At 54.0% G+C, this 13,108-nt stretch carries 11 protein-coding genes and 2 tRNA genes; 2 read left to right on the top strand and 11 right to left on the bottom strand.

From position 1 onward, the window contains the following. The 8 genes from F4555_RS06045 to F4555_RS06010 form a co-directional block, all read right to left on the bottom strand. Complete coding sequence (locus F4555_RS06045; RefSeq protein WP_115325953.1) at positions 1-1,869, bottom strand: site-specific DNA-methyltransferase; 1,869 nt, start codon at positions 1,867-1,869, stop codon at positions 1-3. Next, a complete protein-coding gene (locus tag F4555_RS06040; protein WP_004012018.1) occupies positions 1,862-2,635 on the bottom strand; it encodes a DUF4391 domain-containing protein in 774 nt (257 codons plus the stop codon). Before F4555_RS06040 ends, F4555_RS06045 begins: the two co-directional genes overlap by 8 nt. Continuing rightward, positions 2,632-5,880, bottom strand: coding sequence for a helicase-related protein (locus tag F4555_RS06035; protein WP_004012019.1), 3,249 nt, complete (start codon positions 5,878-5,880; stop codon positions 2,632-2,634). The genes F4555_RS06040 and F4555_RS06035 overlap by 4 nt, the downstream gene beginning before the upstream one ends. Before the next feature lie 192 nt (positions 5,881-6,072). Beyond that, positions 6,073-6,450 (bottom strand): integrase core domain-containing protein, encoded by a 378-nt coding sequence (locus F4555_RS06030; protein ID WP_160151214.1) that lies wholly within the window; start codon positions 6,448-6,450, stop codon positions 6,073-6,075. Positions 6,451-6,565: 115 nt separating this feature from the next. Beyond that, complete coding sequence (locus F4555_RS06025) at positions 6,566-6,931, bottom strand: IS3 family transposase (protein WP_172606793.1); 366 nt, start codon at positions 6,929-6,931, stop codon at positions 6,566-6,568. A 332-nt stretch (positions 6,932-7,263) separates the two neighbouring features. Continuing rightward, complete coding sequence (locus F4555_RS06020; RefSeq protein WP_004012021.1) at positions 7,264-7,644, bottom strand: type II toxin-antitoxin system HicB family antitoxin; 381 nt, start codon at positions 7,642-7,644, stop codon at positions 7,264-7,266. After that, a complete protein-coding gene (locus F4555_RS06015) occupies positions 7,641-7,835 on the bottom strand; it encodes a hypothetical protein (RefSeq protein WP_004012022.1) in 195 nt (64 codons plus the stop codon). Before F4555_RS06015 ends, F4555_RS06020 begins: the two co-directional genes overlap by 4 nt. A 274-nt stretch (positions 7,836-8,109) precedes the next feature. After that, positions 8,110-8,186: transfer RNA gene (locus tag F4555_RS06010), tRNA-Pro, on the bottom strand. Between the two features lie 73 nt (positions 8,187-8,259). On the opposite strand from F4555_RS06010, the gene F4555_RS06005 reads away from it, so the two are divergent. Further along, a tRNA-Gly gene (locus tag F4555_RS06005) sits at positions 8,260-8,333 on the top strand. A gap of 458 nt (positions 8,334-8,791) precedes the next feature. Here F4555_RS06005 and F4555_RS06000 read toward each other — a convergent pair. Next, positions 8,792-9,661, bottom strand: a complete 870-nt coding sequence (locus F4555_RS06000; protein WP_115325955.1) for an SGNH/GDSL hydrolase family protein — start codon at positions 9,659-9,661, stop codon at positions 8,792-8,794. Between the two features lie 228 nt (positions 9,662-9,889). Here F4555_RS06000 and F4555_RS05995 point away from each other — a divergent pair, with 228 nt between their 5' ends. After that, on the top strand, positions 9,890-11,176 hold the full coding sequence (locus tag F4555_RS05995; RefSeq protein WP_004012037.1) for an Nramp family divalent metal transporter: 1,287 nt from the start codon (positions 9,890-9,892) through the stop codon (positions 11,174-11,176). 92 nt (positions 11,177-11,268) lie between these two features. On the opposite strand, the gene F4555_RS05990 is transcribed toward F4555_RS05995, so the two are convergent. After that, positions 11,269-12,318: a zinc-binding dehydrogenase gene (locus F4555_RS05990; RefSeq protein WP_115325956.1), complete on the bottom strand. Its 1,050-nt coding sequence runs from the start codon at positions 12,316-12,318 to the stop codon at positions 11,269-11,271. 67 nt (positions 12,319-12,385) lie between these two features. Beyond that, the gene (locus F4555_RS05985; RefSeq protein ID WP_255312885.1) at positions 12,386-13,072 is read right to left on the bottom strand and encodes a DAK2 domain-containing protein; all 687 of its coding nucleotides are present in this window, start codon (positions 13,070-13,072) and stop codon (positions 12,386-12,388) included. Positions 13,073-13,108 lie beyond the last annotated feature (36 nt).

Here is a 13,108-nt window from a genome sequence, read left to right as displayed (position 1 = left end):
TTACACCGTCCTCAGTTCGATGTCCGTACCGATGCGTTCGCTGGCGTGCTTAAAGATTTGCACGGCGTTGAGTTTGAGCGTGTCATTGAGGATGGAATCGAGGATGAGCACGCGCTTTGGCTCCATATCAGCAATTGCCTCGAGTGCTTCGATGGTGAGGCCTGGGGACATGCAGCAGACGAGCTCATCGCAGGCGACCGACCAGACGGGATAGTCTGCGGCGTCGGACTTTTCGACGGGCAGTGTGAGTTCCAGCCCCCACTTGAGCATCATTTCGAAGACAATGTCGAGTTCGGTGCGATTGGGTTTCACCACTTCGTGCATGAGCTTACCAGGCTGTGGCTTCTCGATACCGGAGTCGTCGAGAGTAAAGACACGGAACCCGATGTCGGGAAGCTGTTTCGGCTCTTCGCCTAGCATGAGTTGGCGGTTGGATTCATCGAGGTCAGATTTAATTTTGTCGCCGGCACGACGGATACGTTCCTCGCCGATGTCGCAGAGAGTGGCATAACCGTCCTTGTAGGCTTCACGCTTAGGATCGGTGCCTTCCGGAAGTTGGACAAGCACAAAATGATAGCCCGTCCCTCTCTCAATCTCTTGTTTGAATACGGAGTGAGCCATCGAGGCAGAACCCGAAAAGAAATCAAGCACGGTATCATTGTTGCTCAAATTTGCTAGAGTCATCAGGCGCTGCAGAAGCCTCGTTGGTTTAGGGCCATCAAAATAGCTCTTACCGTCAAAGAGAGATACGAGCTCCTTGGCGCCCTCTTGGCTATGTCCAACTTCCTTGTAGAACAACAGGGACGTTGGAGCCATGCCCCTTCCGTCAACTTCACACAGAAAGCGCTTAATTCGAGGAACCCCGTTCCCATCAGCACCAAACCATATGCGATTATCCTGGAGTCTCTCGCGAAACGCGTTCCGCGAGAGCCTCCAGCAGCGTCCTGCTGGAGGCTCGACAACGCGCCCGGAAGGCGTTGTAATTGGATAATCCGTCGACTCACTATAAGTTTTTACAGTCATGTTGTCTGACATCCACGGTCCGCGCGGGTCGTTATCTGGATTCGTATATCGAGCGTTCGCCGTCTCAGTACGCGGAAGCCTGCCAATCGTAAAATGCTCGATACTTTTCGCATATACGAGCACATAGTCATGACTATTGGAAACAAACTTGGCGTCATTTTTTGGCGAGAAGGCTCTTTCCCAAATTAGTTGCGCAACAAAATTCGGTTCACCGAAAACCTCATCACACAGAATACGAAGATTCCGATTTTCGTTATCGTCAATGCTGATGAAAATAACCCCATCGTCGCTCAGTAGTTCCCTTGCCAGTTTGAGCCGTGGATACATCATCGAACACCAGTCGCTGTGGAAGCGACCGCTAGTGTCGGCGTTAGACTGACCAGTGAGGCTCGCCTGCTGCTTGTAGTTCTCGATGGTGTCGCCGAACTTATCCTTGTAAACAAAGTCGTGACCCGTGTTGTAGGGCGGGTCGATGTAAATCATCTTGACCTTGCCGTGGTAGCCGCGCTGCAAGAGCTTCAACACCTCGAGGTTGTCGCCTTCGATATAGATATTGTCCGAGTCAAAGGAGCCGTCCTTACCATCGCGGCTACGGCTCTTCTCTGGGCACGGGCGAAGCGTGGCGGTGCTCACGGTCTGCGACTGACGGATAGCGTCGGTCTTGCCAGGCCACGTGAACGCGTAGCGCTCCGAGCCCTCGTCCACCTCGTCGCCAAGCAGTAAGCGCAGCTTGTCGAAATCAATGCCGCTTTCAGAAAATGCCTCGGGCAGCAAATCCTGGAGCTTTTCCAAGCGGTCGTCTATTAAATCTTTCGATTCAAGGTCCATCTTTTCGATATCAGCCATTGCATATCTCCTTTATCTCGGCGACTATACTCTGTAAGCGTTGCTCTTCTTCACCCATTTTTATCCGTAGCTTTGCGGACTCGTTGAGCGTTACGCCCTTCGACCGCCGCTGCTCTTTCAATCGCTTGACGGAGGCTCCTAGTTCATCGTAGCGCGACATGAGGGCGATCAGCTTTTTTCGGTCTTGCGCTGGGCATTTGGGATAGAACCCCAGGCCGTCAATCGCGCGGGACAGCGCTATGGCGTGCGACAGGTCGAGCAGGTATTCCCAGAGGTCGCCCTGTGAAAGTCGCCCGAATGCCATTGCGCCTAGGAAGTCCGCATATTCTGAACGGTCTGGGTCGAACGTGCCGGTGGTCTCGATGCGGTCGATAACCGTGACACCCCGTTCTGCCAGACTCTTTCGTGTGAGAGCTACCGATATGCCGATATATCTATCTGCCTCGAGTAGGAGGACGGTCGGGTTTTGGAAACACTTGTGTATGAGCACGGCTACTTCTGTAAGGGCCATGTTTTTGGATGCCATTTCGCAGCGCAGCAGGATGATGCTCTGTACGTCATGCTCGTTGTCAACGAAAGATGGGATTCGCGTCGTCGACTTTTGTACCGTAGCGAAGTGTTCCAGGCGATTCACCTTGTTAAGGATTCTCTGTTCGGTTTTCGTGAGTGACGCCTGTCTGACAAGCACAGATTTAGGAATCCTTCGGTTTCCCGTAAGTGCCGGCTCGGGTAATTCGAATATAACATTCCAGTCCAACCTGCTCATCTAATCACCGCAAAGCATACGAGGGAATAGTCATCGAATCCCCTGGCAACATTGCTTCCTACCTCACCAAGGCTGAACAAGTTCTCAATCCCTTTATCCTGCTGGATTCCCGTGATTGCAGACACAACATCGTTGAGCATCTCAGTGTAGGTACCCATCTTTGTGCCGTCGTGTGTCTCGCGGTTGAATTCGTGGCACAAATCGGCGATGGGTTTGGCATGTCCTGAGCAAACGGCACGCATGATATCGAGCGCCGGTTTCGGCTGTGTGTGCCGCGTCATAATTTCACCATCGTTCGACACATACACCAAGTAATGGGGGAATAGGGGGTTAGTGTCCTGGGGATTGACTGACTCGTCAGTTTGCTTCAGACAGAAGACTACACCGGGTTTTACCTCACCACGTAGTTCATCTGGGATAGACGTCACAGCGTGCAGTCCCAAGGGGGAGTTCTCGAGTAGCCCGGGATGCTCTTTTACATAGCGTTGAAGTTCAACGCGGAAGTCGTCATAAGCGAAGTCTGTGATGGAGATGCCGCCTGAGATGTCCTCTAAATCGAGTACTTCGCTCTGCAGTTGCTCGAGCTGCTTGCGACGGTAGGCAAGATCGTTCATTTCATCCCTGTCCTTATATTCCAGCACGTTTTCTTCGCCGGTGGCACTCGTGTCCAGGAGAATCATACGGCCCTTGACCCGATTCTCTAGCTGGATGTAATCATCGAGAGCAATATTGGGCCAGAAGTTTACCAGCTGAATCTGACTGTTAGTAGAGCCCAGGCGGTCGATGCGACCGAAACGCTGGATGATGCGAACTGGATTCCAGTGGATGTCGTAATTTACCAAGCAGTCACAGTCCTGCAGGTTCTGCCCTTCTGAGATACAGTCGGTGGCGAAGATGACATCTATCTCGCCAAGGCTGCGCATCTGCTCGGGCAATTCTTTAGAAATGGGCGAGAACCTTGCGAGGATGTTTTCAAAGGTAGTTCTGGTGAGCTTCAGCGAGTACGTACGAGTGGAGCTGCCCGCCACCTCTGCGCACTCTATGTCGAGTTCGCGCTTTAGCCAAGACGCCAGATGCTCAAAGAGGTAGTCGGTTGTGTCAGCAAAAGCGCTAAACACCAGTACTTTGCGATTACCAGGATTGAACGGGTTATTGACTTTGTGCGCAATAAATTCGCGGAGCTTCAAGAGTTTGGCATCGCGTTCAGGCGTCACCGTCTCTGCGTACTGGAGCAGCTTGTGCAGCGTATTGATGTCGAATTCTAGATCCTGGCTGAGGCGGAGTGCGTCCACGTCATGCAAATCGACGCGCACCCTGCCGCCGGCCTCAAACTCTTCGGCATCGTCGTCTGTGTCGAACTCGAATGAGCTTTCATCGGCATCATAACCAACATTTGTACCAATTTCATCCAGGCGTTTCTTGAGTTCAACGCAACCGTCAAGAATTCGCTGCAGGGTGATTCTGAAGCTGTTGACGCTCGATTCCATGCGCTTCAGCACGTTCACGCGCATGAGGTTGGCAACGGCTTTCGTGCGGTTGACCTGGCTCTCAAAGTCCTTACCCCATGTGTTAATGTAGAGCGTTTCATAGTCTGAGCGTTTGTCATTTCGAACATAGGACAACACCTGATATTGGGCGAATGTAAGCTGGGCAATCATGTCATTCAGCGCGCCGATAGGTGGCAACTCATTTTCTGTGTCGATGGGAGTCTGGAATGATATGGGTTTCAGACGCGTCGGGAAAGTTCCGTTCTCGGCACCATAGTACTTCGTGATGTGCTTGCGACTACGCGCGATGGTTAGTACGTCGAGCAGCTTGAAATAGTCCGCGTTCACTGCGCTTACGAAGCTTTCTGTCGTGCGCTCGGAATCGTCGCGCTTAATCCATTCATTGAAACGAGTTTGCGCGACGCGGGTAACCTGGGTAATGGATGGAATACCGTCGGTATGAGCCAGGTACTCATCATCCCCCTCGGTGATGAGCTCAATCTGGTTGCGTAGGTCAAGCAGTTTATTGTTGACCGGAGTGGCAGAGAGCATCAGTACTTTGGTACGTACTCCAGCTTTGATTACGTCCTCGATGAGACGGGTGTAGCGATCCTTCTTATCTGCGTCGGTACTTTTGTTCCTAAAGTTATGCGATTCGTCGATGACGAGAAGGTCATAATTGTGCCATCGCAAGTGCTCGAGATCTATGTCGCCACTCATCCCGTAGTAACGGCTCAGGTCGGTGTGGTTCAGCACGTCATAAGAGAAACGATCCTCGGCAAGGGGGTTGCGGTCGTCGTTACCACGCGTCCACAGAGTCCAGTTCTCGCGCAGGCGCTTCGGACAGAGTACAAGCACACGATTGTTTCTCTCCTCGTAGTATTTAATCACGGCAAGTGCCTCGTAAGTCTTGCCCAGACCGACGCTGTCTGCGATGATGCAGCCTTTGTATTTCTCTAGTTTGCGAATCGCGCCTACAACTGCGTCACGCTGGAAGTCGTAGAGCTTACTCCACACCACAGAATCCTCGAACTTGATACCAGGGCGTATGCCGTTGTACTCGTCGTCTTCAACAAAGTCCCGGAACAGATGGTAGAGAGTGAGGAAATACACAAACTCGGGCGGGTTTTCTCGGTAAAGCTTCTCCACTTGGGCAGCTACCTGGTTGGTAACCTCCTCAACCATTGCTGGGTTGTTCCAGACCGATTCGAACATTGTTTTGAGTCCTTCTACCTCCTTCCTCCCCTCGAAATGGCTCACAAAAGTGACAGTATCGGGGCGTTGCTCGTAGCCCAGCCCTTCCTGCGTGAAGTTCGCGGCAGCCCCATTGAATGCGTGGTTCTCACTAGAGGGGTTTTCGATAACGTAGGTGCCTCCCGGTTGGATGGCGCCAGGTCGCTTGGCAGACTTGAAAACGCCCTTTGAGCGAATCCACTCGGCGCATTCGCGTGCTAGGGCGCGTTGGTTGAGGCTGTTGCGTAGCTTAAGCTCGAGCCCTGATCCTCCGATGCCCATCTCGCGTTTGCGACGGGCCACTTCGAATTCGCGGGGGTCTTTCTCGTCGACCATGCGCTCTATGAAGGTGGGCTCGCTGAACAGGAAACGTACCTCGTCAATTTTCGAGAGCTCTGCTTTGAGTTCTCCATATGCGTAGACGGTAAAGTATGAACTGATTATTGATAGTTTTGCGTTGGCAGAGATGGCTTTGCCAAGGGTATCTCCCAGACGTTCTGTGCCGATATTGTTCAATAACTCCATGTTTCTACACCGTCTCCTTCGCGTAATCTTCAATCATGTATATGTGCACAAAGGCAGAGAAACTCAGACAGCGAAAATTTACGGGGATTGCGGTCTCCGTCTAGGAGAAAGCTGCGCATCCCCGTTTCGTCTGGGTTGCTCTTGATGAGCTCCTTATAGAACTTGAGCCCTGGAGTGGTCTGGGTTTACTTCCTAGGCGTGTACCTTGCTTTTTATTGTTTCATACTTTCTGGTGTTTTGCCAGTATTGGTCTTCGGTTTCTTGGGGTGTTTGGTAGTTGAGGTTTTCGTGTAGCCTGGTGGTGTTCCACCATGACACCCACTCGAATATCGCGGTTTCTACTTCCAGGACACTCTCCCATCTGCGGTTATGTATTAGTTCGTTCTTGTATGACCCGTTAACATTCTCGGCCAGAGCATTATCATAAGAATCCCCCACGGATCCGGTAGATGGGGTTATCCCGTATTCGGCGAGCCTCTGGTTGTAAACTAAGGAAACATACTGTGAGCCGTGATCCGAGTAATGAACCAAACCCACGGTCTCCTTGGCGTTGTGAATCGCCTGGTTCAACGCTGCTAGGCAACGACTCAGTAGCCACCGTGGGGGATAAAACCCAACCCACAATTTTGCGCGAAAACACATCGGTGACGAAGGCCGCATACACGAAACCCGAACGAGTCTTCACCTAAGTGATATCGGCAACCCAAAACCGGTTAGGAGCCAGGACATGAAACTCGCGGTTCACTAAATCCGGGCGCGTATCAGGGGTCTTAGGCGGCCGGGTAGTTAGGGGCATCCTGCCTTTAGACTTGCCCTGAACCCCAGCCAGGCGCATCAACCGGCGGGTCTGCTCCCGCCCAATACCAACCCCGAGTCGTCCCAGTGCGTGCCATATTTTCCGGACCCCGTAAACCGCGTAATTCTCCGCATGAATACGGCGGATTAAGCCTACAAGTTCCCGGTCACGCTGAGTCCTGGTGGACTCGACGCGGGTCTTCACGTCCCGGTAACCACGCGAGGTGATAAACCCGCCCTCAAGGTTCTCACTCAACGTCTCACATATGAACTCGACCGAGAAACGACTACGATACTGGTCAATGAACGCAATCATTTCCGCCGCTGCTACTGAGTGGCAGCGGCTTTGCCGCATGAGCCGCTCAGTAGCAGCGTGGAGCCGTTAAAAACCGGCCATGATTGGCCGGTTTAGGCGAAACACCCCCGAGAATCCGAGGCGAAAAAAGCCAAAGCAGCTCTAAATAACTCATTCATGTCACGAAGCTCCTGATATTCCCGGCGGACCTTTGCAAGCTCGCTGATAAAATCTTCCTCAGATTAACGGAGAATAGCGGGGTTGGTTTCGGGGTTGCTGGGGTTGGGATGGGTTCATGAGGTGCTGGCGAGTTTTTGGGCGTGTTGGAAGCTAACCTCTAATAGTTTCCCGATGTCTCGATAGGTCAGTCCGCTGTGGTAGAAATCTTTGGCGGTGGCGTGGGCGGCGGCGGTGGCTTTTTCTTGGGCTGCTTGTGAGGCGTGTTGAAGTTTGATTACCATAGCAGCTTTGTCCGCGTATGTGGGGTCGGGTATTACGTTAATTTGCGCCTGGTCTGGATTGGTTTCCACTTCGGGGAATAGAGTGAGTGCGTCTCGAACCATGCTTGGGATTTGGTCGAGCCGCTTGGCTTGGGTAAAGAGCCCGGGGACTTCGTCCACGGTGATGGTCCACCAGTTTTCTTCCCGGGTGGCGCGGGCGGTGTAAGTGTTCATGGCTCGATTCCTATCTGTTTGAGGATGGCTTTGGCGAACTGGTTAGGTATCTCGGTGTGACGGGGGATGGTGGTGTATTTGTCTCCAATCCAGATGCGGGTGTGGTTTTTTCCTTCGGTGACTCGCATGTTTAGACCGTTGTCCTGGGCGTGTTTACTCAGGGTTTTGATGAGGTCTTTCCGCTTCGTCACCTTTTTAGTCTACGTAAGGCGACTAATGTAAGTCAAGTGAAGGTGACAAAATAGGATTATGTCATGTGGGGGAAGGTGTTGATGCCCTCACCGCCGTCGCGCCGGTCGGAGAATGGTGGCACGGTGTTGGTTGTGGAGGTGTGTTTTCGGCGTAATCCACACCGTCGGCGTTTCTTTCTGCAGTGTTTCGGCATCGGTTTCAGTGGCATCGAACAGGAGTTCGATTTTGGGTTCATGAGGCGCTGGCGAGTTTTTGGGTGCGCTGAAAACTAACTGGTCGGGCTGACAGGATTTGAACCTGCGACATCCTGCTCCCAAAGCAGGCGCGCTACCAAACTGCGCTACAGCCCGTGAGGCATAACCTATCTTAACCGAAAACTCGACTTGAACGAAACCGGGGTTACCCTGTAGACTCTAAGGGCACGCGGGCGTAGCTCAATGGTAGAGCTCCAGCCTTCCAAGCTGATTACGCGGGTTCGATTCCCGTCGCCCGCTCCACTAAAACCCCAAAATCAACACTTTTTGTCCACTAAGCTCAGCATTTGCGCAGGGGGAGTGACATGACCACAAGGGACGGTAGCCAACCCAATTCTCAAACCAAAAACCGGGCAACTCTCGTTGCGCTATGCGAGCAAAACCACTTGCACTACACTCGCAGAAAAACCTGCACTTGACACTTGTTTCCGGTTACTTCGATTTTGCCGAAGTTCAGGCAGGGAATCTCATCCACGCTTGGCACATCCACGCTTGGCACATCTGTTCTTGGCGCGTCTGTTCTTGCCACGGCTGTTCTTGGCGCGTCTGTTCTTGCCACGGCTGTTCTTGGCGCGTCTGTTCTTGCCACGGCTGTTCTTGGCGCGTCTGTTCTTGCCACGGCTGTTCTTGGCGCGTCTGTTCTTGCCACGGCTGTTCTTGACGCGTCTGTTTCCGGCTCGAATCCGTTCCGGCTGCGGTGTTTATTGCAGTGTGACAGGCGGCGCGGGTAGATCGTGCGAGTCAAGTACTGTCAAGTGGGGGAATTTTGCGCTGCGCCCGTCCCCGGAGGAACGCCCCCGCGCGTGGCGTTTAACCCAGGGTACCAGGTGGTTTTTGACCCATTCCCGGTTCTGGCTAAACGTCCACTTGGTGATGCCCTCGTCCCTGAACACTTGGTCATACTCGGGGTAGCACGGTTCGAGCCCCAGCGCCCGTAACGCGTGGTTCATCATAAGCTCGTGGCCTATTGGTTTGAGATGGAAACGGTCGGGCGCCCACGGGTTCATGGTGCGAATCGGGCGCAGACCCCACTGGTCGAGCACATAGCACCCGTGACGTTGGGCGATAGACCAAATATTGGCGTTGAATTCAGCGGTGGCGGGGCGCATCGAGGAAATAATGGGGGAGCCTTTGGAATCCTGTATTGTGCCCAGCAACACGTCGGCACCGGTTTCACGTGCGGAAACCACCATGGATTCTACCAGGCGTGACAGGTGGTCGGGGTCTCGGGGCACCCGCACCAGGTCGTTGCCGCCGCCGATGATGGAGATTAACGTCGGGCGCATGTCCAGAGCCGTGGCCATCTGTTCGGCGGCTATTTGGGGCAGTTTCCGTCCGCGTATCGCCAGGTTGGCGTATTTTAGCGGTGTCAGGCCGGCTGCCACGCGCCGTCGCGAAATCTCCCATGCCAGGCGGTCGGCCCAGCCGAACATGAGGTTATCGGGATTTTCGGGGTCTGCTGAGTCCATCATTCCTTCGGTGAAAGAATCCCCGATGGCCACGTAGCTGTCCCACTTAGTCAGCTTTTCCAGGGCGTCTCCCTGTGGGTTGGTGGGTGTGTTTTTGCTCACGGTTCTCTCCTTGAAGTTACCTTTATTCTATAAGTTTCGTTCATGAGGTGCTGGCCGATTTTCTTGGCGTAACAGGGGATTCGCCCTGTAATTAGAGGCGGGTGTAGCTTGCAAAATATGTATCTTGGTATGCCATTTCTGGCGCTAAAAAGAACCATTTTCATATTCACGAGAAAGAAGAATCATTATTATCTTTTATAATTTGGTACGGATTCATATAATTCAGAAATGCCTAAATGGAGATTTGCGCAAGAAGAAAATATAGCTGATATCAAGGAGGAATCCGCCATTGACTGTGAAGCCGCCGGGAAAAAGAAAGTCCGTATTGTTGCGCTGTTGGGGCCGGCTTTCGTGGCTGCGGTGGCCTATGTTGACCCGGGGAATGTCGCGGCTAATATTACCGCCGGGGCGCGCTACGGCTACCTACTCGTTTGGGTCTTGGTGCTGGCGAACCTTATGGCAGTGCTGGTGCAATACGAGTCAGCAAAGCTCGGCATCGTCACCGGACGATCCCTGCCGGAGCTACTCGGGGATAAGCTGCCCAAACCGTGGCGGATTGCGTTTTGGCTCCAAGCGGAAGTCGTCGCCGCCGCCACAGACCTGGCTGAAGTCATTGGCGGCGCCATCGCCCTATATCTCTTGTTCGGTGTTCCTCTCTTCTGGGGAGGAGTCATCACCGGTGTTGTCTCGCTAATCTTACTGCTGGCACAAAACCGCAATGGCCAGATTGTTTTTGAACGTTTGGTGATTGGCTTGCTGCTGATTATTACTCTGGGTTTTGTGTCCGGTTTGCTGTTTAGCCCACCGGATTGGGGTGGAGTATTGGGTGGCATGGTACCGCGTTTCCGTGGCAGTGAGACCATTGTGGTGGCGGCCTCGATGTTGGGTGCTACCGTGATGCCTCACGCGATTTATCTGCATTCTTCCCTGGTCAAGGATCGTCATGGGGTGGGGCACAGTGACAGCAAAATCAAGGTTTTGCTGCAAGCCTCCAAATTTGACGTGGTGTGGGCTTTGTTGATTGCAGGTTGCGTGAATATCGCTTTGCTGTTGTTGGCGGCTTCGGCGCTGCCGGGTAAAGAAGGCACCGACACTATCGAAGGAGCCTACGGGGCTATCCTGGGCACGTTTGGTACCGGGGTGGCCACGGTTTTCGCTATTGGGCTCTTGGCTTCCGGTTTGGCTTCTACTTCGGTGGGTGCCTATGCGGGTTCGGAGATCATGGCTGGTTTGTTGCATATTTATGTACCCCTGTGGGTGCGGCGTATCGTGACCCTGATTCCGGCTTTGGCGATTTTGGCTCTGGGTAGCGAACCTACCTGGTCGCTGGTGATTTCCCAGGTGGTGTTGTCGGTGGGGATTCCCTTGGCTCTGGTACCGCTGATTGTGTTCACGCGTTCCCGGAAGGTGATGGGCAAGTGGCGCGACCCGTGGTGGCTGTTTGTAGTTACAATCATTGTCGCGGCATTGATTATCGCCTTGAACTTGGCGTTAGTTGCGATGGGACAGTTCTAGGTGAACTGTCTGAATCTAAATATGGCCGGGAGGGGCACAGGGAGATATTCTCCTGTCGTTCCTTCCATTTTAGTTTCGGGTTTCATGAGGTGCTAGTCGGGAATCACCGCGATTTTCACGCCCACCCGTTGGTTCATGGCTTCGTAGGCTTCGGCCACACGAGAGAGCGGGAATTCGTGGGTAACAATCTCGGCAACGTTAATAGCTCCCGACTCTAACAAAGCGATGGCGCGTTTCACATCGCGACGTCTGGCATTGGATCCCCCGGTTACTTGCAGTTCCTTGTAGTGAATCAGATTCGGTTCCATCACCGCGCTCGACCCTTTGGGGAAGCCTGCAAAAAAGTTCACGCGCCCCCCGATTGCGGCCAGTTCTAGGGCAGATTGTGCCAGTTCAGGCGCTCCGATGCACACGATTACTACGTCGGCTCCCGCTCCGGCGGTGGCGGCCTTGACTTGGGGATTCAATTCTTCGGGAGCCACCCCGACTGCACCCAAACGGTCGGCCACGGTGCGTCGCCCTTCGGAACGGTTGGATACATAAACGCGTCTTGCTCCGCAAGCCAGTGCCAGCTGGGCGTGAAGCAGTCCGATGGGGCCGGCACCTAGCACAGCAACGACATCGCCAGGTTTCACCTGGAAGTGGTCTAAAGCGTTGAGGCAGCACGAAATTGGTTCAGCCAGACACAGTGCTTTGGGGGAAAGCTCCTGGTTGGTGGTAATCAGATTGCCCCTCATGACAGCGCGACGTGGCACCACCAGGTATTCTTGTAACCCGCCGTCTATTGCATAGCCGAATAGTTCCAGGTGGGAGCATAAATGTTCCCGGTCGTGCAGGCAGTTTTGACACCGTCCGCACGACACCACAATCGAGGCCGTGGCTTGTTGACCGAGCGTCAAACCCGGTTGAATCGCGTCCACGCCTTCGCCGATGTCCACGATTCGGCCAGCAAACTCATGACCGGGCACCACCCCGTAACGCACCCCGGCGGTTTTAGCGCCGGTGAACAAGCGATAGTCCGTGCCGCAAAGAGTGTTGGCTTCGACTTTCAAGACGACTTCGCCAGATCCGGCGTGCGGCTTTGTTTTTTCACAAAGTTCCAGTTCATGAGGTGCTTGCAGCGTGGCGGCTAACATTTCCATTTGCTCCTTTTGGCGCCCCGATGGGGCGCATTTCTTAGTTCTGTCCAGCTTCCTTTTCTGGCTTAGCTCACAGAAATACCGTGACCTCGCCCATCATCATGGCGAAAGACGTGGCTCCCGGGTCGGGGGTGCCGATGGAATCTGTGCCATGGTTGTGTGCCCGGCCTTTCGCTGCTGCGAACGCGGCGGTTTTAGCGGCGCTTTCCGTCGCTTTCTGGGTGGCGTTCTGCCAGGACATCGCCAGATTTTCTGGATTTTCGGTCGCAAGAACATCTGCGAAGGGCTCGGCGGCATCAACTATGGTTTTATCTCCCACCTTAGCATCGCCCATGGCGCTGAAGGAACGTGCTCCGGCAACAGCGGCGGCAATAATGGCAGCCTTGTCGGCAGTTTCGGTGTCGCTCAGCAGCGAGGCGGTTTTCGCTAGTGCCCCGCCCCACAGTGCCCCGGCGGTTCCTCCCGCGCCTTCTGACCAGGCGGCAGCAGCGTGCGCCAGGGTGGTGCGTAGGCCGGCACCGGCCGCGACGCAAGTACGTGCGGCGGTGGCGGCAGCGGTGGTACCTAAAACCATGCCCTGTCCATGGTCGCCATCCCCGGCTACCGCGTCCATCTTGCCCAGCTCGGCCTCGGCGGCGCGAGCCCTTTTCTCGAAGGCATCCAGGACTGCTGCTACTATTTTGGCTTGGGCGGTGGATTCCTGTGGCATGTGTCGGCGTTGAGCAAGCTCACGGCGAATTCGGTGTTCAATGGCCATTTTATAGGCAAAGATTTGCTGTTCTTTTTAATCCAA

This window comes from Mobiluncus mulieris (genome assembly GCF_014204735.1).
GTDB classification, from domain to species: Bacteria; Actinomycetota; Actinomycetes; order Actinomycetales; family Actinomycetaceae; genus Mobiluncus; species Mobiluncus mulieris.
Note: the sequence above shows the minus strand (reverse complement) of the source record. Positions and strands in the feature narration are given on the sequence as shown.